The sequence below is a fragment of the Bacillus sp. B1(2022) genome, assembly GCF_040259625.1.
GTDB classification, from domain to species: Bacteria; Bacillota; Bacilli; order Bacillales; family Bacillaceae; genus Bacillus; species Bacillus velezensis.
Map to the genome: position 1 here is coordinate 211,618 of NZ_JANIFO010000001.1, position 22,521 is coordinate 234,138.

Annotated in this window: 16 protein-coding genes and 1 pseudogene; 9 read left to right on the forward strand and 8 right to left on the reverse strand. The window is 45.2% G+C overall.

The annotated features are described in order from the left end of the window. Positions 1–4 precede the first annotated feature (4 nt). Together edmS and NQS30_RS01140 are read left to right on the forward strand one after the other, a co-directional pair. On the forward strand, positions 5–166 hold the full coding sequence (gene edmS / locus NQS30_RS01135) for an extrachromosomal elements maintenance protein EdmS (RefSeq protein WP_088461759.1): 162 nt from the start codon (positions 5–7) through the stop codon (positions 164–166). A 150-nt stretch (positions 167–316) separates the two neighbouring features. After that, positions 317–1,552, forward strand: a complete 1,236-nt coding sequence (locus NQS30_RS01140) for a C40 family peptidase (RefSeq protein ID WP_124692694.1) — start codon at positions 317–319, stop codon at positions 1,550–1,552. A 38-nt stretch (positions 1,553–1,590) separates the two neighbouring features. Here the strand turns inward: NQS30_RS01140 and NQS30_RS01145 are convergent. The 3 genes and pseudogenes from NQS30_RS01145 to NQS30_RS01155 all read right to left on the reverse strand — a co-directional run bounded on the left by NQS30_RS01145 (position 1,591) and on the right by NQS30_RS01155 (position 4,421). After that, positions 1,591–2,316 (reverse strand): annotated as a pseudogene (locus NQS30_RS01145) (sunset domain-containing protein). 105 nt (positions 2,317–2,421) lie between these two features. After that, on the reverse strand, positions 2,422–3,279 hold the full coding sequence (locus NQS30_RS01150) for a Cof-type HAD-IIB family hydrolase (RefSeq protein WP_025285373.1): 858 nt from the start codon (positions 3,277–3,279) through the stop codon (positions 2,422–2,424). Positions 3,280–3,434: 155 nt separating this feature from the next. Continuing rightward, positions 3,435–4,421: an LCP family protein gene (locus NQS30_RS01155; RefSeq protein ID WP_218791399.1), complete on the reverse strand. Its 987-nt coding sequence runs from the start codon at positions 4,419–4,421 to the stop codon at positions 3,435–3,437. Between the two features lie 304 nt (positions 4,422–4,725). On the opposite strand from NQS30_RS01155, the gene NQS30_RS01160 reads away from it, so the two are divergent. Further along, positions 4,726–6,102: a sugar porter family MFS transporter gene (locus NQS30_RS01160; protein WP_025285372.1), complete on the forward strand. Its 1,377-nt coding sequence runs from the start codon at positions 4,726–4,728 to the stop codon at positions 6,100–6,102. 92 nt (positions 6,103–6,194) lie between these two features. Continuing rightward, entirely contained in the window at positions 6,195–7,607 is a 1,413-nt protein-coding gene (locus tag NQS30_RS01165; RefSeq protein ID WP_083673807.1) for a bifunctional glycosyltransferase family 2 protein/class I SAM-dependent methyltransferase, read from the forward strand. A 3-nt stretch (positions 7,608–7,610) separates the two neighbouring features. Here the strand turns inward: NQS30_RS01165 and NQS30_RS01170 are convergent, their stop codons facing one another. The 3 genes from NQS30_RS01170 to gerBA are packed head-to-tail and all read right to left on the reverse strand — an operon-like array spanning position 7,611 to position 11,301. Further along, the gene (locus tag NQS30_RS01170) at positions 7,611–8,741 is read right to left on the reverse strand and encodes a Ger(x)C family spore germination protein (protein WP_020956435.1); all 1,131 of its coding nucleotides are present in this window, start codon (positions 8,739–8,741) and stop codon (positions 7,611–7,613) included. Then, positions 8,738–9,844 (reverse strand): GerAB/ArcD/ProY family transporter, encoded by a 1,107-nt coding sequence (locus NQS30_RS01175; RefSeq protein ID WP_025285369.1) that lies wholly within the window; start codon positions 9,842–9,844, stop codon positions 8,738–8,740. Before NQS30_RS01175 ends, NQS30_RS01170 begins: the two co-directional genes overlap by 4 nt. Before the next feature lie 5 nt (positions 9,845–9,849). After that, positions 9,850–11,301 (reverse strand): spore germination protein GerBA, encoded by a 1,452-nt coding sequence (gerBA, locus tag NQS30_RS01180; RefSeq protein WP_218791398.1) that lies wholly within the window; start codon positions 11,299–11,301, stop codon positions 9,850–9,852. 217 nt (positions 11,302–11,518) lie between these two features. On the opposite strand from gerBA, the gene manA reads away from it, so the two are divergent. Continuing rightward, a complete protein-coding gene (gene manA, locus NQS30_RS01185; RefSeq protein WP_218791397.1) occupies positions 11,519–12,469 on the forward strand; it encodes a mannose-6-phosphate isomerase, class I in 951 nt (316 codons plus the stop codon). 140 nt (positions 12,470–12,609) lie between these two features. Next, on the forward strand, positions 12,610–15,255 hold the full coding sequence (locus NQS30_RS01190; protein ID WP_218791396.1) for an N-acetylglucosaminidase: 2,646 nt from the start codon (positions 12,610–12,612) through the stop codon (positions 15,253–15,255). Positions 15,256–15,316: 61 nt separating this feature from the next. Here NQS30_RS01190 and NQS30_RS01195 read toward each other — a convergent pair whose 3' ends face one another. Both NQS30_RS01195 and NQS30_RS01200 read right to left on the reverse strand, forming a co-directional pair. Beyond that, positions 15,317–16,483, reverse strand: coding sequence for a CDP-glycerol glycerophosphotransferase family protein (locus NQS30_RS01195; RefSeq protein ID WP_069006929.1), 1,167 nt, complete (start codon positions 16,481–16,483; stop codon positions 15,317–15,319). A 32-nt stretch (positions 16,484–16,515) separates the two neighbouring features. Further along, the gene (locus NQS30_RS01200) at positions 16,516–17,286 is read right to left on the reverse strand and encodes a WecB/TagA/CpsF family glycosyltransferase (protein ID WP_012118587.1); all 771 of its coding nucleotides are present in this window, start codon (positions 17,284–17,286) and stop codon (positions 16,516–16,518) included. A gap of 355 nt (positions 17,287–17,641) precedes the next feature. Here NQS30_RS01200 and tagD point away from each other — a divergent pair, with 355 nt between their 5' ends. The 3 genes from tagD to tagF all read left to right on the forward strand — a co-directional run bounded on the left by tagD (position 17,642) and on the right by tagF (position 22,429). Next, positions 17,642–18,031 carry a glycerol-3-phosphate cytidylyltransferase gene (tagD, locus tag NQS30_RS01205; protein WP_003151361.1) on the forward strand — a complete coding sequence of 130 codons (390 nt, stop codon included), beginning with the start codon at positions 17,642–17,644 and terminating at the stop codon, positions 18,029–18,031. 162 nt (positions 18,032–18,193) lie between these two features. Further along, the gene (locus NQS30_RS01210; protein ID WP_069006928.1) at positions 18,194–20,212 is read left to right on the forward strand and encodes an alpha-glucosyltransferase N-terminal domain-containing protein; all 2,019 of its coding nucleotides are present in this window, start codon (positions 18,194–18,196) and stop codon (positions 20,210–20,212) included. A 48-nt stretch (positions 20,213–20,260) separates the two neighbouring features. Continuing rightward, complete coding sequence (gene tagF / locus NQS30_RS01215) at positions 20,261–22,429, forward strand: teichoic acid poly(glycerol phosphate) polymerase (protein ID WP_015240702.1); 2,169 nt, start codon at positions 20,261–20,263, stop codon at positions 22,427–22,429. Positions 22,430–22,521 lie beyond the last annotated feature (92 nt).

Genomic DNA, 22,521 nt, shown 5'->3' on the forward strand with positions numbered 1-22,521 from the left:
ACAAATGAAAATCATTAAAGCGGGATGGCCGTTTGCCGCGATCATTATGGTATTTATGTTTATGTCAGCGTTTAAATACAATGATCAGCTCACAGATCAGGAAAAACAAAAAATTGACACGGAAATGCAAAAGATTCAGCAAGAGGACACAGCGAGCGCAAAATAAGCGCATGATTCCGCTTGCCGGCATATTGTTTGTTCCGAATCCAGTAAAGAATGCCCATATCGGGCATTCTTTTTTTGTGTGCTCTCCTAAACATTTGTTAAAAGTTACCGATGTAAAAACTACTAAAAATGAGGAGAGTGAATAGAAAACATGCTCACAAGCTGGAGGAAGTACATCCTTGCCGGCCTTATGATTTGTCTTGTGGCACCCGCAGTAACGAGAACGGAAATTGCTGAAGCGGATTCTCAAGTTTCTGTCCTGATGGTTTCAGACGCGCAAAAACTTGTCGGAAATAAATATGTTTACGGAGGCGAAGAGCCTGAGGACGGTTTTGATCCGTCCGGATTGATGCATTATCTTTTCAGCAGGCAGAACATCCATCTGCCGAGAACGGTAAGTGATCAATGGAAAGTCGGAACCGCCGTCAAAGAAAATGACCTTTTACCGGGAGATCTTGTGTTTTTCAAAAAGTCGGATTCAACACAAAACGCGCCCGTCCATGACGGTCTTTATATCGGAAACGGAGAGATGATACACAGTTCTCCGTCAGAAGGCGTAACCGTCAAACGGTTTCAAAAAAGCAGTTATTGGATGAATTTATATCTTGGCGCAAAGCGGATTACAAAAGATCCGGAACTGGCTGATGACCCGATCGTTCAGGAGGCAGCCCGTTACCTTGACATTCCGTATGTATTCGGCGGAAGCACGCCCGAGGAGGGATTCGACTGTTCGGGGCTGGTCCAATATGTTTTTGAAAACAAGCTTCACATTTACCTGCCGAGATCAGCGGAACAGCAGTGGCTGGTCGGTGAGAAAATCAAACTGAGCGGCATAAAGCCCGGGGACGTGATTTATTTCAGCGACACGTATAAAAAAGGAATTTCCCATGCGGGCATTTATGCGGGAGAGGGAAGGTTCATCCAAGCAAGCCGCTCCGAAAAAGTCACCATTTCTTACTTGTCGGAAGATTACTGGAAAAAACATTTTACAGGTGTGCGCCGATTCAGCAATTTAGCCATTTCTAAAGAAAATCCCGTTGTGTCCACAGCGGCCGATCATATCGGAATTTCTTATCTGAAAGGCGGCGTTTCACCGGAAACCGGCTTTGATACGGCGGGATTTGTTCAATACATCTATCAAAAAGCGAAAGGAATCAGCCTGCCGCGTTATGCGGACAAGCAGATGCAGGCGGGCGTTCCGGTCGATAAACAAGATCTGAAGCCCGGCGATCTGGTCTTCTTTAAAGCGGAAAGCCTGAATCCGGCCATTTATATCGGGAGCGGACAAGTGATTCATGTCACCGTGTCCGCAGGCGTTACCATAACAAATATGAACACAAGCGCTTATTGGAAGGACAAATATGCGGGCGGCATCCGGCTTCCGTAAAAAAAGACGTCAGAGAGTGTCTCTGACGTCTTTTTCTTTTACCGTTTCGGCGCTCTGTATCCGGCCGCTACCGCATCCTCTACGGAACAGAACATTTCCGCGGGATCTGTCGTCCGGTCGTAGTATGTACTTCCCGGCGTGTGATAAATGCCGTTCCGGCTGCCTTTAATGTCGCATCCCTGTGAGGTGCCGGCTGCTTTCGTTTCGGCATGTCCGCCGGAGGAAGGGGCGTTGTTTTGCGCCGTTTCCGCGTTTTCGAATGTTTTTGTTTCTGCTTTCTGCCGCTTTAAAGTTTTATTTTTTGACTGAAGCGTTTCAGCGGTCTTTTCGAGCTTCTTTTGTGAATTTTTTAATTTCTCATTGTCTTGTTTGAGTGATTTGTTTGTTTTTTTCAGCTCGCTTATCTCTTGGCTGAGTTTGCTGAGTTTTTCTTCATTGCCGGCTTCGGCTTCGGATTTCTCCTATTCGGCCGCGGCACTGATGCTTTCATATTTTTTCTCAAGCGCCTGGTGTTCCTTCGTCAATTTTTGATAAGCGGTATCAAGGGTGCTGTATTTCTCCTCTGCCTTCACGGCCGAGGCGTCCGGCTCTGCGAGGGAGGCGCCGGTCAGAAGCAGGATAAATCCGCCGATGAGAAGGGGCCAATACAGCTTTTTTGAAAAACGTTTTTCTTTTTTGGCCGCTTTGCATATGAGGTGGAATATTCCGTATCCGACTGCGCAGAGAAAAGCTAAACATCCTATAATAGCGATTGCATTCGACATCATGAAACTCCTTTTTTCTTTATCTTACAATTTATTTTCATTTTTGGGAATTTCTTTTTTGGAAAACGTGAAAAGCCAGGCCGTGAAAGACCTGGCTTTTTCCTTTTATTGATCGTTGTCGAGAAGCCGGTTGATGAAATATGCGACGCCGTTTTCATCGTTGCTTTTTGTAATATACGTGCTTTTTTCCTTCAGTTCATCAATCGCATTGCCCATGGCGATGCGGTTTCCCGCCGCTTCAAACATGGAGAAATCATTCGGGCTGTCGCCGATGGCGTAAATATCCTGTTTTTCAATTCCGTACAGTGAGGCAAGCTCCGTCAGAGCACGTCCCTTTCCGGAACCGGCAGGGAGGATTTCGATAATGTGTTTTCCGGAAGATGTCTGGGATAATTTCGGATGATGTGTAATTTCTTCTTTGGCGTTTCTCAGTTTTTCCATATCAAAAGAGAAACAAAGAAGCTTGTAAACATGTTCGTCTCCGTTAAAAATCGCCTGTATATCCTGTACGGGTTTAATGCCGAATTGTTTGAACTGCGTCTTTGCGCCCTCCCATAATGTCTGAATATCTTCCTTGGGATTGGCGCTTTTCAGAATATCCAGTTCTGCCTGCAGTTTGGACTCGCCGTCAAATGGGGACAGCAGATGATCATCTGTATAGACCTCAAAGTAAATGTCTTTGTCCGTTAAATAAGCGGCGATATCCTTCCCGGCCTGCTGATCCATTAAGAGCCGGCTGACGGAGCGGTATCCTTTGTCATGGACTGTCCCGCCGTTTGCCGCAATGATCGGAATATCTAAATCCTTCAAGAGCGCTTTTACATCAAACGTGGCTCTGCCCGTGCAGATGGCCACGAGAATGCCCGCTTCATCCGCTCTTTGTAAAGCCGCTCTGTTTTCCGGAGAAATCACACTGTCCGAGTTCAGTAATGTGCCGTCTAAGTCAATGGCTATCAATTTCATATGTATGGATGCCCTCCTTAAAAATAAAGCTGCTTCATGTAGTATGTTCAGCTTTGTGCGAAATCAGCAGAAAGCCTTCAGTTAAAAGGCTATACCTTCATGTCCTTTTTTTCAACAGAAAAACGGCGGGGTTTCTAAAACCCCGCCGTGACGTCTTACGCGTCTAAATCATTTTTTAATTTTGTTTTTACTTCTTGAAGGTTTTCCTCATTCAGCTTGAAGTAATAAATATTTTTGCCGTACTGAGGAGTGTAAATATAGCTGTCTGAACCTGTCAGCTGCAAAGAATCCACTGATTTCAGCGATGTGATAAACGGGAACAGACCTATGGCGTCATTAAGAGATAAGTTCATTTTTAAGTTTTTCCCTAAGCTGTCGACGATATCGTCATAAGATGGGATCGAGCTTAACGATTTAGATTTTTTAATAATGGCGCTCAGCACTTCCATCTGTCTTTGTCCGCGCATCAGATCGGTGTCCGCTTTGCGTGTTCTTACATAAGCCAGTGCCTGCTCACCGTCAAGCGTCTGGACGCCCGGCTTCAGCACGACTTTTCCTTTTGTATCGACTTTAATACGATCGGCAACTTTCTGGCTTTTCACATTTACCGTAACGCCGTTCAACTCATTGACGACATCGCGGAACGCGTCGAAGTTGCTCTCAACCACATAATCTACCGGAATATCAAGCATGTTTTCTACTGTTTTATAAGTTAAATTATAACCGCCGTAAGCATGTGCGTGCGCGAATTTGTCATAGCCGTGTCCCGGGATGTTGACATAGGAATCCCGCGGAATGCTGAGCATCGTCGCTGTTTTCTTTTTCCGGTTGAAGGTGACGAGCACGTTGGCGTCACTTCTTGCGTCATCTACTGATTCGCCCTTATTGTCACGGGCGTCTATTCCTAAAAGCAATACGGTGAAAGAATCCTTCTTCGGGTCAAATTCTTTGATCCGTTTTACGGACTGGTCGCCGCGGTCAAGGCTGACGTGCGCTTCTTTGGTCGCATTATTCAATTTCACAAATGCGTAGGTGCCGACGGAACCGGCGATCACCAATAAGAAAGCGGCGAATACCAGTACAAATTTCACCCATTTTCTGAGGCGTCTTTTCTTTTTTCTGCGTTGAGATCGTTCGTCCATATCATTACCTCTCGTTTCTATTCTTTGTGAAGCGTACCATAATTGTTGACTTGGAGCAACTCTGCAAATGAGAAAATTCAAAATCTTTCTCTCTATTTCGACAACATCTACTGTTATTTTTGCATCAGGTTCACATTATATTGGACGGCAGGAAGCGGGAAATGTTTCGTCGCTTTGTAAAAAATAATTAGTAAAATAATGGATATTAACGGTGCGGAAGGTTTGAAACGGACGAAAACAGGTAAAAGAAGCAGTAGAACAATTCCGCGCGGATACAGCGTTGGATGAAGGGAGTCTACATAACATGAAAAGCATACACTCGAATAAATGGCTCTATTTTTTCGGCGCACTCGGCGGCGCGTTATACGGATATGATACCGGAGTCATTTCCGGAGCTATTTTATTTATGAAAAAAGAACTGGGACTGAACGCCTTTACAGAAGGCCTCGTCGTCAGTTCGTTATTGGCGGGGGCGATTCTCGGATCGGGGTTTGCCGGCAAACTGACCGACCGGTTCGGCAGGCGGAAGGCCATCATGGGAGCGGCGCTGCTGTTTTGTATAGGCGGTTTAGGAGTCGCTTTTGCCCCGAATACAGAGGTGATGGTTCTTTTCCGGATCATTCTCGGACTGGCTGTCGGAACATCTACAACGATCGTTCCGCTCTATTTATCGGAGCTGGCTCCGAAGCATAAACGAGGGGCGCTTTCTTCGCTGAATCAGCTGATGATTACGGTCGGAATCCTCGTTTCTTATATCGTGAACTATATATTTGCCGATGCAGGCGCTTGGCGCTGGATGCTTGGACTTGCGGTTGTGCCGTCAGTCATTCTGCTGATCGGAATCCTATTTATGCCGGAAAGCCCGCGCTGGCTGTTTACGATCGGCAAAGAAGAGAAAGCAAGAGAAATCCTTTCATCATTGCGGGGAACGAAGAATATTGATGATGAGATTGATCAGATGAAAGAAGCGGAAAAGGAAAACGAAGGCGGCTTGAAAGAATTGTTTGAGCCGTGGGTGAGACCCGCGCTGATTGCCGGCCTCGGACTTGCCTTTTTGCAGCAATTCATCGGGACAAATACAATTATTTATTACGCCCCGAAAACATTTACCAGTGTCGGGTTCGGCAATTCCGCGTCTATATTGGGAACGGTCGGAATCGGCGCCGTCAATGTCATCATGACGCTTGCGGCTATTAAAGTCATTGATAAGATCGGCCGGAAGCCGCTGCTGCTGGCCGGTAATGCGGGCATGGTCATCAGTCTGCTCGTATTGGCCGCGGTCAATCTTTTCTTTGAACATTCAGCAGCCGCATCATGGACAACGGTGATTTGTTTAGGCCTGTTTATTGTTGTATTTGCGGTCAGCTGGGGGCCTGCCGTGTGGGTCATGCTTCCTGAATTATTCCCGCTGCATGTCCGGGGTATCGGGACGGGTGTCTCCACTTTGATGCTGCATGCCGGAACATTGATTGTCTCATTAACCTATCCGATGTTAATGGAAGCAGTCGGCATCAGCTATTTATTTCTCATTTATGCCGCGATCGGGATACTGGCATTCCTGTTCGTCCGGTTTAAAGTGACCGAGACGAAGGGGAAAAGCCTTGAAGAAATTGAGCAGGATCTGAAAAGCCGTAACGGAGGCTCGGGATCAGAATCAAATCGGCGGACAGTTCATCCGTAATATTCAGTTTTAGGGGGCGGTTATTCACCGGCCCCTCAAAACGGATGCCGTGCGGGCGCCCGGTCACATAAATGACGGGGATATGTCATACGTTGTATAAAGTCACGATAAAGGCGGGGATGCCGGTGAAAACGAGTATTATTATCCTTACATATAATGAACTTGAGCTGACGAAAAAATGTCTGGCCAGCATTGAACGATACACCGACAAAGATAAGATTGAACTGATTATAGTTGACAACGGTTCCTCAGACGGAACGAGAGAATACATATCAAATCTGCCTGACGTCAAAGTCATCCTAAATGAAAAAAACCTCGGGTTCGCCAAGGGGTGCAACCAGGGAATCGAAGCGGCAGGGGGAGAAAATCTGCTGTTTCTGAACAACGATACGATGGTCACGAAAAATTGGCTCACCTCCATGCTGAGGGTGCTGTATCAATCTGAAAAAACCGGTATGGTCGGGCCTGTCAGCAACTATGTCAGCGGCGCGCAAATGATCCACGACGCATATCAATCGCTTGATGAGCTGGAGTCATTCGCGGAGGCATATTGCGCACGGGAAAAGCATCATACAAAGCGGGTGCTGCGCCTTGTCGGCTTCTGTCTTCTGGTGAAAAGAAGCGTCATTGAAGACATCGGCCCGTTCGATGAGCAATTCGGATACGGTTCTTTTGAAGATGATGACTTATGTCTGCGCGCCCTGCAAAAAGGCTACAGCCTGCACATCGCCCTCGATGCCTTTGTGCATCACCACGGGCACGCGACGTTTACGGCTAATCAGGATATCAATATCAATCAGTTATATTCGGAGAACCGCCAGCGTTTTACGGAAAAATGGGGCACTGATTTCACGTACTTTACTCATCCGAGACCGGAAATTGCGGAGCTCGTTCCCCGGGAGGCGAAACGGATACTTGATGTCGGCTGCGGCGCGGGGGCTACGGGGCTGGAACTTCAAAACAGACAGCCTTGCGAACTGTACGGAATAGAACTGCACCCGCTGGCGGCGCAAGCGGCAAAAGGATACTATGAAGCGGTGCTGCAGGAAGATGTCGAAGAAGTGAAGCTGCCTTATCCGGAAGGCTTTTTTGATTGCATCATTTTCGCGGACATCCTTGAGCACTTAAAAGACCCGTGGCGCGTCATTGAAACGTACTCATCCTATTTGTCGCCTGCCGGATCAATCGTTTGCAGCATTCCGAATATTTCCCACGCCGAAGCGCTGTTTCCGCTTCTGCTCGGTGACTGGACATACAGAGACGCCGGCATTCTCGACCGCACCCACTTACGGTTTTTTACGCCGCAGACGGTGCGCACGCTCTTTCCGGAAGAGACATTTGCTGTGAAAAAGCAGTCCTATACGTATGTTCACGTGGATGAGCGGGTGCAGCTGTTTTTACAGGAAATCACACGAATGGCGCAATCGATGCAATTTCCGGTGACACAGCTGCCCGAACAAAGCCGGATTTATCAGATTCTCCTCCGTGTCGAAAAAACAGGCTGAAGGCTACCGTCCCATCGTTCCGAAGTTGGTAATCTGAATGGAAACATCATAGTCAAAGGCCGCTTCGGAGAAGGTCTCATCCCAATGATGCTTTACTTTCTTCCAATAGTCGGGATATTGAATGCGGACTCTGTCAGAAAAGAATACAGGGTCCGTTTCATATTGATTCTGCAGCTTATCGATGACTTCTTTCACATCGCTTTTCAGTTTTTTTTCGAAAATCTTTTCCAGCCCGTTTAAATAGTGCTGATCGAATGAATCTTCTCCGGCATATTGATCCTCTGACAAAAGTCCTTTTGTTTTTACCGCTACATGAAATGACAGCTTCCCGTTTTTCAGCCTGGGAGTGATGGCGGATGTTGATTTTTTGATCTCGAAGGTAATCGGGTGCCCCCCTTTATCCAAAGCGGGCAGCACGCCGCCCCGTATCGTCCCCATCAGCCAATTCAGGCTCTGTATTTCGTATGATGACAGAAAGCCCGCCAATCTGTTTTGTTTTGCGTTTTTGATAATGGCCGCTCCGTCATACACCGTTTTTCCTTTTTGATTGCTGACGGCCTGAATGAGAAAACTGAGTTTATTATGGCAGTAAATCGAAGCTCTCCCGATTCGGAGCGGTTTTAAAATCTTCCCGTTGTAGCCGCCGTTGTTCGTAAGGTCGATCAGCTTTTCCGCGGCCATGGGCTGCTGCTGATTCGGCGTCGGCTCCGTCAGAATATCGGACGCTTTTCCTCTTGCCGCGAAGAGATAGCTGCTCCGCCTTAATTCATCATCGCGGATAAAATGATTCATCATCTGCAGTATATTTTGGTCGGCCAGCAATTTGTCGCTGAATATCAGCACTTTTAAATGATCGCTGTAAACAGGTGGATCTTTTAAAGAGACTTCACTGACGGCTTCAAGAATGGTATCCCCCCGCGTCGTCACATTGACAAACACGGGCCGGCCGGAAGCCTGGCTGTTTTCGCTTTGGGGCAGCAGGTTTTGATAGGTTAATTTATATCGGCGGTCACTCGTCTCGTCTATCGCCAGCCCCCGGGCGAAAGACAGCTTTTCGACTTCCTTCGCGTCCCAGCATCCTGAAAGCGTCATCAGTATGAAAAGCGCCGCCGCCCATTTTATGAAAAGTGTCATGACGTCTGTTTCCTCCCGGCTATTTTTTTCATCCAGCTGACAAACCAGATGAGAAAAGGAATCATAATGACGGCAAAAAACGCATATCCGAGAATATTCGCGAATGCAAACACACTGTTGATATCATCGGGGTACATTGAAAGGCCGAATGTCACTGCCAATAAGCCTCCCAGCAGCCAGGCATTGTTTTTATTTTTCAGTTTGAAAATGGTGTTTAATCCGAGATGCGCCCCTTTAAAAGAACCGAGCATACAGGTGAACTGCTGGCATGTCCACGTAATTAAAAGAAAGATATCAAACCGCTCTATGAAAATGCCCCGGATTTCCAAGGCATGAATCAGGGAAATGGTCGGATACGTCACCGTTTTGGCTTCAGCGACCGACATACAGCCGATGACGACAAGCAGCGTAAAGCTGTAAAAAATGGTCGCGCCTGCGATGCCGAAGACAGCCGCCTTTTTCGCCTGCTTCGGGTTTTTCATAAACGGCACCAGATAAAGAATCACCTCAAGTCCCGAAAAATACAGAAGGGTCCGCGGAAACAGCTCAAAAAAGCTTTTGTAGCCTCCTTCCATGACCGGGCGGACGAAATCCAGCTTAAAAAGTCTCAAACTGAATATGAGCAGCGTAATCAGAATGACGATCGCAATCGGAAACAGATAGGCATAAAGCTTTGAAATGGGATAGACCCCGCCGGTCACATGGTAAATGCCGACCGCCAGAAAGATGAATATGACGACACCCATCGGCGTATTTTTCAGTAAAAAGTAATTGATGACTTCACCGAGAAAACGGGCTTGAAAACAGACGGTGACGACAAAATAACAGCTGATGAATAAATTCAGAAGAGAACCGATGGCGCGGCCCATGATGCTTTGATTCAGCTCATAAATGGTTTCCCCGCTGTTTTTCTGCAAAAACGGCATAAAGAGCAGGACGATGCCGATAAACACGACACTCTGCACAAGAATAATGATCCATCCGCTCGGACTGTCCGCTGTTGCGGCGGAGCGCGGCAGTGTTAACACGCCCGCTCCGATCATTGTTCCGCTTACCATGAGAAGTGTCTGCATAAACGACAGCTTGTCTTCCGGTTTTTTCATGGGGATCACCTTTGCTTGATTTTATCTTTCGTCTCTTTTCTGGTCGGCCGTTTTTTCAAAAGAGGCGTCGGCAGTCTGACGATCGTATCCTTTAAGTCCTGGCCAGGCTGCGCCATGATCGGAATAAGATAGTCCTGACCGAAGCTTTTCAGACGCATCAGATGGCCGATGACAAGCAGATAGCACATGATCAGTCCGTATAAACCTAATATCGCCGACAAAATCATCGAAAAAATACGGATGAGCCTCAGCGGAAAATTGAACGCATAGGAGGGCGCCGTAAAAGAAGCCAATGCCGTAACGGATACGACAATGACCATCATCGCGCTGACGATGTTCGCCTGAACGGCGGCCTGCCCGATCACCACGCCTCCGATCAGGCCGATCGTCTGTCCGATCGGCTTCGGCAGCCTGAGTCCGGCTTCTCTGATCATCTCGATCGTAAAAATCATGATGAACGCTTCAACAAAAGGGGGGAACGGAACATTCAATCTGCTTCCGGCAATCGTAACCGCCATTCTCGTCGGCAAAAGCCCCGTGTGAAACGTAACGAGCGATATGTAAAGGCCGGGTAAATAAATCGTGATTAAAATGCATGTATACCGAAGCAGCCTGAGAAAGGTAACCGGAACCCACCGCTGATTATAATCGTCAGGGGAGTGGATAAATTCATCAACGGTAGCCGGCACCAAAAGGGTAAAAGGCGTTCCGTCTACAAGAATGGAAACCCTTCCTTCCAAAAGAGCGCCCATAACCCGGTCGGGCCGTTCGGTCGTCAAGACGGTCGGGAAAATGGAATACGTGTTATCTTCAATAAGCTGCTCGATCGCTCCTGATTCCGGAATGTCGTCAATGGTGATGGACTCCAGTCTTTTCATCACTTCTTTTACGACATCATCAGGCGCGATATCCCGAATGTAGGCAACGGCGATCCGCTTTTTTGTCCGTTCGCCGAGTGTGACCTCTTTGATCTGGAGGTTGGGATCACCGGACTGCTCGCGCAAAAGCGCCGTGTTCGTCCGAAGCTTTTCGACAAAACCTATCCTCGGCCCCCGTTCAAGCACTTCTGAAGACGGTTCTTCAATATCACGCATTTTAAATGTTTCCGTCTCAAACGAAAGAGCTTCCTCCCACCCCTCCGCCAGCAAAACCGATTTGCCGGAGAAAATGTCTGCCTCCGCGTCTTTAAGTGAAGAAAGCCGGGTATGACGATAGCCGAAAGAGATGGATGACGGCGGTGTTTCAGCCGGTTCCTCTTGATGCCGGGCGGCCGCCTGCACGGGCGAAATAATATATTCCGCAAGCAATTGATTGTCGGTCAGTCCGTCTATATAGATAAGACAGGCGTCACATTTGCCGTTTCCGTACGTAAACGAATAAAACATCATGTCATCGCTTTGGCCGAACCGTTTTTTCAGCACTTCAAGGTTTTTGCTGAGCTCCGCATGTATCATCACAATGTTCCCCCCTTTCCATCAGTTATTTTAATTTGCGACAAACAAGGCATTTTATTCTGGAATAGGAAATGACTGAGCATTCCGCCCCATCCGAATGGTATAATGAGCAGGTCAGCCATTTTATACATATTGTTTTTAACCGCGGCTCCCTCCGTGTTTTAAAAAAGACACAGGGGGAATGGGATATGAGCCGCTTTTTAAGGGGAGGGGAACGAACATGACGCAAGAGCCGATTTTTTTACAGCCTGTATGTAAAGAAAAACTATGGGGCGGCACGTTATTACGCGAACGATTCGGATATGACATACCTTCAGAAACAACCGGCGAATGCTGGGCGATATCAGCCCATCCGCACGGAATGAGCACGGTCAAAAGCGGTCCGTATCAAGGGAAAACCTTGATGGAACTGTGGGATCAGCATAGAGAATTATTCGGCGGAACGGAAGGGGACCGGTTTCCGCTGCTGACGAAAATACTGGACGTCAAACAACATCTGTCCGTTAAAGTCCATCCTGACGATTATGACGCTGAGGAGCATGGACTGGGCGAAACGGGGAAATCTGAGTGCTGGTACATTATTGACTGTAAAGAAAATGCGGAAATCATATACGGTCACACGGCCCGTTCGAAAGCGGAACTTGTCACCATGATTAACAGCGGTGACTGGGAAGGCCTGCTGCGCCGTGTGAAGATCAAACCCGGCGATTTTTATTATGTGCCGAGCGGTACCATCCATGCCATTTGCGCGGGGGCGCTCGTGCTTGAAACACAGCAGAATTCAGAGGCCGCCTACCGGATATATGATTACGGGCGTACAGATCAAAACGGCCAGGCGCGTGAGCTGCATATCCGCGATGCCGTCAACGCAGCCACCGTTCCTCATGTGGACGGATTTTTAGATGAATCAACTGAAACGAGAAAAGGCGTCACCATCAAAACCTTTGTGCAGGGAGAATATTTTTCTGTATACAAATGGGATATCAGCGGGACGGCGGAAATGACCCAGGACGCTCCGTTTATGCTGTGCAGCGTCACAGAAGGAAGCGGCTCCATCCTCTGTGAAGGCAAGTCCGCCAAGCTTGAAAAAGGCGCGCATTTCATACTGCCGGATCAGATGCCTGACTTTACGATAAACGGAGATTGCACGATCATCGTTTCTCATATATAAAACCAAACTTAATCCCAGCTCTGGGATTAAGTTTTTTTTATTTGGAAAATTGGGTGATTTCTCTCTGTAAAAATGAAGAAGGCCGGCCGATAAATAAACTAGTTTGATAGAAACCAATTGAATCAGAAAGAGGAGAAGGAATGAAAAAGAGATTCGTTGCACCTATGTTATTGTCCGCCGTTTTCCTTGTCTTTTGCACCCTTACACAGCCCGCTGAGGCCGCATACAGCGACTACTCCGTTTACGAGCTGGAAACGAAGCAGCAATTTGCTTCTGAGAACGAGGCGCTTCAAGCGGCAGCGAAATTGAAAAAGGATACGGGGTGGCAGGCTGACGCAAAGAAAGCCGGAAATACGCCGCTCACTTATCAAATCTCAGCTTCAGGCTTACACGATGAAACGGATGCGAAAACCGTGCTGAAAGATTTTACGAAGCAGACGGGCGTGTCCGGCACTTACAGCGCAAGCGGAAGCAAACAGCCGTACGTGACCGTCACATCAGGCGTTCTATCAGACGAGCTGCAGACGAAAAATCTTCTTGCCGAACTGACGAAAAAAACGGGCGTGACCGGCGCCGTCAAGCCGGCGGGGACAAAACAGCCGTACATGCAGGTCGTGACTGCTGAGATGGCGGCCGAACAAGACGCAAAAGCGCTCTCGCAAGCGTTGACGAAGCAGACGGGCGTGAAAGCGTCATACCGTCAGATCAAACGGGAAACAGCCCGGTTTCAGATCCAATCAGGAACAATCTCCGGCGATCAAAAAGCCGCTCAAATCCAAACTGATTTTCAAAAGGAAACAGGATTGCAGGCGTCGCTGAAAGTCACGGCAAAGGCCAGTCCGAATATCACCGTGACAGCCTCTGACATTTCAAATGCAAATGATGCGGCAGGTTTAGCGAAACAGCTGCAGCAGAAAACGGGCGTCAAAGGGAACGTTCAAAAGTATGCCCAAAGAAAAACAGCAACCGTGTACAACGTGCAGTCAGGATATTTTAACGGAGTAAGCGCCGTACAAAATGCTATCACCCAAATCAAGAAGAATACGGGTGTGAGAGGAAGCTATCAAAAAGCCGGCAAGAAAAACAATTACACGGTCGCGATGAGCGGACTGACGGCTAAGCAGCTGCAAAGTGTTCAAGCTTTCTTTAAAAAGAAAAAATGGCATTGCGACGCATCGCCTGTCAAAAAGACAGCATCAGTGTCCGTTTATCGGATCACGGCAGGGCAGCTTACCGCTGCAAAGGCAGATCAAGCGGAGGCGTTTTTCCGCCAGCAGCATGTAAAGACGGCAAGAACCGCGGCGGTAAAAACAGCAGAAAACGAATATCAGCTGCTTTCTCAGCAGACGGCAGACCAGTCGAGGATAAAAAAAGGATTGAATCTGCTGGCGGGATATAAACTGACTGCCATTACAAAAACGATATCCAAGCAGACGGACACAACGTACCAAGTCACAACCGAATCACTGTTTGATACGGCAAAGGTCAATCGTTCGCTGGACTTTTTCAAAGGGAAAAAAGTATCCGCCTCCGCGCAGAAAACAGGTGAAGCAGCGTATACACAATTCAGAATTGAAACGGCACCGCTGCTTAAAAAGGAAGACATTGACCGCGTGACTGCTTTTTTCAAGCAAAACAAAGCGGCCGGCACTGTGAAGGAGACGGGGAAAACCGGCTCTGCACAGTACGTCATCAAAACCGAAACATTCAGCAGTAAAACCGTTTTAAATAAAAGCATGAGCTTTTTCAGCGCCAAACAATTACAGGCCGGCTATACGAGTGAAAGCCATCCGGTTTATGAACTCCGCATTCGCGATCAATTCACGGGAGCGCAGTCAGCGGACGCCGCCTCCCAAAAGCTGAAAAAGCTGTACGGATGGACGATGGCTATTTTGAAAATAAAAAACGGACCGCAAATCATGAATACCAATTACAACATCTCGCTGGCAGATATGGTCAAAAAACAAATGACAGTCAGCCCGCAGACTGATGCCGCGGCTTATGCATCGCTTACGTACATCAATACGGCCTCCGGAACTGTCACAGCCGACGTCCTGAACGTCCGGTCAACCCCGGAAGTCAGCTCCGGCAATATTATCGGGCAGTTGAAAAAAGGCGATAAAGTCAGCATCACAGGCCAGACAAACGGCTGGGCCAAACTCAGCATGGGCTGGAGAAACGCCAGCAGTGACGAAGTCGGGCAGTATGTCAATCCGGCTCACTTCGCACAAGACAGCAAGTATTACTTTCAATTTCTGAAGCTCTCTCAGACAGCCGGACTGAACGCATCGGAACTGAATCAAAAAGTGCTGGTCAATAAAGGAATACTGACAGGGAAAGGCCAGGCCTTTATTACAGCCGCCGGCAAATACAGCATCAATGAAGTGTATTTGATTTCGCATGCTTTGCTTGAAACGGGCAATGGCACGTCAGAGCTTGCGAACGGCATTATGTATAATGGTAAAAAGGTTTACAACATGTACGGCATCGGGGCTTATGACAGCAACCCGAATTACTACGGCGCACAATACGCGTATAATCAAGGCTGGTTTACTCCGGAAGCCGCGATTATCGGCGGAGCCCAATTTATCGGTGCGTCTTATATTCACAATCCTTCATACGAGCAGGATACGCTGTATAAAATGAGATGGTCTCCAGCCGCGGCCCATCAGTATGCGACAGACATCGGCTGGGCGTATAAGCAGGTAAACCGCATGTACAGCTTATACTCACTGCTGGATGACTATACGCTTTACTATGATGTTCCCGTGTATATGAAAGTATAAAAAAAGGGCTGAAGTGTATGCTTCAGCCCTTTCTTCATGCAAAAAACACCCGCTATCGGATTCAGGCAGGTGCTTCAGCACAATTCTTCATTTTTGTTTCCGCAAATTTCAATAACGCTTCACTCGAATTCCCATCTGAATACATATTCCATTTGTCCGAGAACCGCTTCATTTCTTCTGCACGAAATGGCTTTTTCGTCATTTCCTCCAGAAGGGCTTCGCTGTCATGACAAGCCTTTCCGGGGATGACGGAAGTATAATTGTCGATTAAACCGCGCTTTTGATCATATTCTTCCAGATCATACGTGAAAAAGAAAATCGGTTTATTTAAGAGCGCGAATTCAAAAGGCACGGAAGAGTAATCCGTAATTAAAATATCAGCCGCTTTCAAGAGATCATGAAGACGCATGTCAGACACGTTCTTGATCAATTCGCTTTCAAACGAAGCCGAAATCTGATGCAAAACGGCAGGGTGAAGCTTTACAAGCAGCATATACTCTCCGTTTAACGCGTTTGTGAGCTGTTCTTCGGTGAATGGCAGCCGAAAGGACTGCATATCATAATCCCTGAATGTCGGTGCGTACAGGATGATTTTTTTCGGCCATTTGAGCTTCAGTTCCGGCTTGTGTTCTTCATAATAGACGTCAGTCAGGGGGATACCCGTTTTTAACAGCTGGCCGTCCCGTATGCCGAACGACTTTTTAAAAACGTCAGCCATCGCGTCTGAACCGACGGTGACAAAGTCAAACGATCGGTAAACTTTTTTAAACCGGCTGATATCTGATGCCGGGCGGTTTTGATTCGTCACATCCTCAAGGCCGAACTTTTTCAAAGAGCCGTTCGCATGCCACACCTGAATGCATGTCGTTTGCGGCCGGCGGTTTAAGACGCTTGTCATGAGGAAATAGTTATCCGTTATCACCACTTTGCTCTTAAAAAGGATCAAAACAGCCTTCAAAAGATGCAGCGGATGTTTTTCGTTCAGATAAAAAGAGCCGATACCTTCCAGCTCTTTTTTCAGACTGACGGCGTGTCTCGTATACAAAACCGTCATTTCATAAGAAAGCGATTCAGCGTGCGCTTTGTAAGAACGGATGAGAGCCTGCGCATTCTCTTCAAAAGATACCAGCAGGGTCAGATGGTTCTTGGGCTTTACAGGCTTGAACAAAACGCCGAGAACAGACAGATATATAGAATAAAAAGCGGCGAATAAAGATCGCAAGTTCATAGATTACCAATCTCTTTTGCTGTTTTATTTGTTTAAAGCTGTTTCGTTTGATCTTCTGCCTGCTTGGAATACAGGCTTTTATTTGATTTATTATTTCTCAAAACGGTAAAAGCATACTTCGGAATGTTCAGCATCCTTTTCCATCTCCACGGATTCGTCAACAGTCTGTACAGCCATTCCAGATTCGTTTTGATCATCCATTCAGGGGCGCGTTTCACCGTTCCGCTGAACACATCAAAGCTTCCGCCCAAACCGATCGATACAGCCTGAGGGAAAAGATGTTTGTATTCATAAATAAATTGTTCCTGATGGGGATATCCTAAGGCGACAAACACGAGATCGGGTTTCGCCCGGGAAATCTGTTTGGCGACGAAGCGTTTATCCGCTTCATAACCGTTGCTGGCTCCGACAACCTCAATATTCGGATACTCTTTGCTGATCCGGTTCAAAACGGCGTCAAGCACGTCTTGCTTAGCTCCGTATAAAAATATTTTTTTAGACTGCCGGTTTGCGAGGCCGAGCAGCGCAAGAAACACATCGAATCCCGCAATTCTTGATTTCAGCGGGTGCTGCGTCAAACGTGACATTAACACGACGCCGATACCATCCGGCAGGACGAAATCCGCGGAAGAAATGACTTGATGATAACCTTTGTCTTTCGCCGCAGCGTATCCGATCTCAGGATTGACCGTCGCAATGACGGCTCCTTGCTTTTGTGCGATATAATAAGTGTCTAAATATGAAATAAACTCCTGTAAATTTCCATTAACATAAGAAAGGTTGTGCACCATTTCAGTCTGCATCTGCCGTCCTCCTTTTTGTACGGGATTTTCTTTCACTTTTTCGTGACTTAGGCTAAGCTTTATTTTAACATAATACCTTCAGAGAAACTTAACAATAGTTTTACAAAAATATAAATAAGATAACAATTTCTTTAATCATACGCGCAAAAACCCTGCTAAACTCCTATTGTAATAACATTTGTTAATAAGTGGATTTTAACTTCGTTTTACATTGGCTTAACCTTTTCAGGGCTATGTGATATAATGAGGTTCCATGAGTACGAAATTGGCACTTTAGTGATTAAGGATACAGCTGCGCAGCATTTCAGAGCAGTTGCTTGTTATACGTATGATGATAGAAAGGAGCTTTTGTTTCATGAAGAAGGTCATTACTTACGGTACGTTTGATTTACTGCATTGGGGTCATATTAAACTGCTTGAGCGCGCAAAGCAGCTTGGAGATTACCTTGTTGTTGCCATCTCAACAGACGAGTTCAACCTGCAAAAACAAAAAAAGGCCTACCACAGCTATGAACACAGAAAGCTGATTCTGGAAACGATCCGTTATGTCGACGAAGTCATTCCGGAAAACAGCTGGGATCAAAAAGTACGTGACGTAGCGGATCACAACATCGACGTGTTCGTAATGGGAGACGATTGGGAAGGCAAATTCGATTTCCTTAAAGATCAATGCGAAGTCATCTACCTCCCTAGAACCGAAGGCATTTCCACCACACAGATTAAAAAAGAAATTGCCGGGGTGTAATACGGAATTATAATAGATTGAGTGAAAAACCATCAAAGTACTTCTTATTTATTGATAAGAAGTACTTTTTGATGCTTAAATTGGTTTTGCTAATTTAATCTGCGGGAATAGTATTATTTTGCAGTGTTTTACTAAATTCATATGGTGAAAGGGAGAAAAAATTTGTCCAATCAGCCTATTAACTATAATAATGAGCTTCCCGATATGATGTATTATTTTATCTCAGGCGGACTGCCGGATAATTACGGCGGTCTGACCAAATCACTATTATTGCGTTCTAAACTATTCGGAGAAGAAAGCCAAAAGAAAACCGCCTTTCTTACTTTTAGATTTGATTTAGAGTTTGCTAGAAAAAAGAACGAGCTGTTTGAAAAGGGAAAAGCTGACTCTGAATACACTCAAGTTATAAACATGTATGATGACTTTTTAAGTAAAAAAACAAAAGGCAAGCGGATTTATTCGGAGAAAATTGAGCTGGATCAAATAAAAAGACATGTCAGCAAGGGGAAAGTAAGCAAGGCAATTTCAAAAATCTTCGGCAAATCATCAAATGATTATATTCTTTCCTATTATTCAGGCGGTGCGGCGGTGCGTTACGTAGACTATCTGAATGATGAGAAACAAGTAATCAAAAGAGAAGAATACAATAAAGAAGGAAAACCCGTCATTGTGTCTCATTTTGACACAAAGATTAATCAAATTTTCCTTCAGGAGTTTATCAACAGCGAAAGTGTCGTTTACCTGGAAAAACACTACATGTGGGACAGCCAAAGTGAAGAAGTGAAATTTACCCATTTTACGTGGTACACGGAGGAAGGTCCATTAACATTTAGAGATGAATCTGAGCTGCGCCGGTATTGGATAGACGTTCTTCAAAATGAAAACGATCAGCCTAAACTATTTCTGGTAGACAGCAGACCTCAGGACAAACATGTCTTCAGAGTGAAAAAAGCGCCGTCATCATATTATGCCGCGATTATTCACAATAAACATTATGGTGATAATAAATTCCAGATCAAAGGGCGTTATAAAGAAGTTTTTGGCCAGATGAATAATCTGGATGCTGTATTTTTTATTACTGAGGAGCAGATTGCAGATTTCACCTTGATTACAGGGGAAAAAGAGACTTTCTTTTTTACGCCGCATACCATTAATAAACCGCTTGATGAAGAGGTACTGAACGTTCCGAGTGAACGAAATAAAGCGGTTATTATCTCAAGGCTTGCCGCAATGAAAAACCTGACGCATGCCGTTAAAGCGTTCAAACTTGTCGTAAATGAAATCCCGGATGCAAAACTGGAAATATTCGGGTCCGGAGAAGATACAGAAAAAATCAAAAAGGAAATTGAAGCTCAAAACCTCCAGAAAAATGTATTGCTGAAAGGCTACACGAATAACCCTGATTACGAGTTTCAAAAAGCGTGGCTGACAATTTCAACTTCTCACTTTGAAGGCTTCGGTCTGTCCAACATGGAAGCATTGAGCAACGGATGCCCTGTGGTAACTTACGATTATGATTACGGTGCCAGAAGCTTGGTAGAAGACGGAGTAAACGGCTATGTAATCGAGCAATATAATATAGAAAAATTAGCCGAGGCCATTGTCTCTTTAATGAGAGATGACAGCACTCATCAACAATTTTCACGTCAGGCCTTTAAAATGGCTGAGAAATACTCAAAACCAAATTATATTAAAAATTGGTCATATGCTCTTTCCAAAATGATTGAAGTGAGAAAAGAAAAGGAACGGCTCGCTGAAAAAGCGGGTTCTAAAGAACAGCCGATTACATCCTTTGAAAATAACGGCACCGGATTGACGATCAGCGTTTCAGTGTGCGATCAGAATGATGGCTTTGAAAAAGTCAGACTGGTCGGGATTGATCGGAAAAACAAAGCTGAAATCATCTCCGTATCCGCTGATCAACCGGCTCAGCCGTTTACTATTGATTTTGAAAAGGATATCAAAAAAGAAAAAATCGATGCTAATCATACTTCGGTTCTTGACTTTTACATTCAGTTTGTAACAGCTGACCATATCAGTATTCTTAGAAGGGTATCCAGCCGTGAAGTTATTTTCGGCGAAAAGGAACGGTTTATGAATAACGGATATACTTTCGAACCTTATACGACTGTGAAAGGGAATTTCTCTATTAAGTTAAACAAAAAGGATCACATCGATTAAGTAAATCGGCAAAGTGAAGAGCTTTAATACAAGGAGCAGAAAATAAGTATGGATGAAAATACTGTGAGTAAATGTATTTTGAAAAGCTTAAAAAATAATGTGGGCGATCTGGCGCTCTCTATTTCACTTGAAAGCGAAGAACCGTTAGCTGAGGAAGTGAAATGTTATTTAAAATTAAAAGAACGGCGTTCCGGAGCCGAGGACTTTATTATTTTAGAGAAAGAGAGCCCGGCTCAATACAGCGCATCAATTAATATTCACTCGTTTCCTGAACCTTTAGAAATGGGACAGACTTATGATTTTTATGTGGTACTTGGTGAACCGGAAGCGGAAGAAGAAGAAGCACAGCCTCAGCAGGTGCGTTTATCTGTGGAAGCTGAAGCGATTGAGCGTGCCTACCACCTTGATCATACGACTGAGCTGTTAATTTTGCCTTATACAACCGATAAGGGGAATTTTTCCTTAAAGGTAAAAAGAGAAGCGAAGATTGTGAAGTTTGATGAGATTCAGCTGAAGGCAGAAGAGATTATGATTTCAGGGTATGCAGGATATCTAAGTTCGGAGAATCAGCTTTCAGTTAAAAACCTGCAATTTGTCATTAAAAAAGGGGGAGAAGACCCTGTAGAAAAACATTTCCCTATTGAAATGACGAAAAAAACGGAGAATATTGAACAGCTTCGGGAAGATGCATTCACCCCTGAAATTTTTGATTTCCAAATAAAAATTCCATTAAAAGATATTCCTTATTCTCTGGAAAAACGGTTTGTCTACCGTATGTTTATGGAGTTTCATTGTGAAAACGACGAAGCTGAACCTATTGTTCTCAGCAGCACTCCGCTTGTGCTCGGAGACAGAAAAAATAAACTGAAAGGCCTAATAAGCGTTGTGAATAAAGACAGCGGGCCGGTCAGATATGAAGTATATAAAAAGAAGAAAAAGCAGACTGTCTGTATCCGTGTGAACGACTACAGCCTGAAAACAAGGATGAGATACTTCATAAAAGGGAAGAAAAAACGTTTCATTTCCAAAATGAAAAAACTGAAAAAACGCAGAAATTCCCTTATTACGAAAGGTTATAAAGTTGTTTTCAGAATGGCGAGCAAAATGCCAGTTAAAAGCAAGACCATTATTTTTGAAAGCTTTAACGGCAAACAATACAGCTGTAATCCGAGAGCAATTTATGAATACATGCAAATCAATCACCCGGAATATAAAATGTATTGGAGCGTAAATAAACAGTATGCAGCGCCTTTTAAAGAGAAGGGCATTCAATACATTAACAGGCTTTCTATCAAGTGGCTGTTTGCTATGGCGCGGGCAGAATATTGGGTCGTCAACAGCCGTCTGCCTTTATGGATTCCAAAGCCGGAACATACAACCTATCTTCAAACATGGCACGGGACGCCTTTAAAAAGACTTGCAATGGATATGGAAGAAGTTCATATGCCGGGTACTAATACGAAAAAATATAAAAAGAATTTTATTAAAGAGGCATCCAATTGGGATTATTTAATTTCCCCTAATGCCTACTCGTCTGAGATATTTGCGCGCGCCTTCCAATTCGATAAAACTATGATCGAATCAGGTTATCCGAGAAATGATTTTCTTCATAATGACAATAATAATGAGACAATCACAGCGATAAAAAGAAGGTTAAACCTGCCTGAGGATAAGAAAATTATTCTTTATGCGCCGACATGGAGAGATGACCAGTTTTATGCTAAAGGGCGTTATAAATTTGACCTTGATTTAGACCTGCATAAATTAAGGGAAGAGCTCGGGGATGAATATCTCGTTATTCTGAGAATGCATTATCTTGTGGCCGAAAATTTTGACCTCGGTCCGTTTGAAGGGTTTGCTTACGACTTTTCTGCACACGAAGATATTAGGGAATTGTATATGATTTCAGATCTGTTAATCACCGATTACTCTTCTGTATTTTTCGATTTTGCAAATCTGAAACGCCCGATGCTGTTTTTTGTTCCCGATATTGAAACATACCGGGATAAACTCAGAGGGTTTTACTTCGATTTTGAGAAAGATGCCCCTGGTCCGTTAGTGAAAACGACAGAGGAAACGATCGAGGCAATTAAACATATTTCATCACCGGATTATCAGCACCCGGTTTCATTCAAACCTTTTTATGACAAATTCTGTTACCTTGAGTCAGGACATTCTTCTGAGAAAGTCGTAAAGATTGTGTTTGAATCTGAATAATAGAAAAACCCCTTTGTATCAAGGGGTTTTTCTATTATGCTTTACAAACCTTTTAGCAGCATTTGCATGCGGCTTGAAAGTGAAAAAAAATT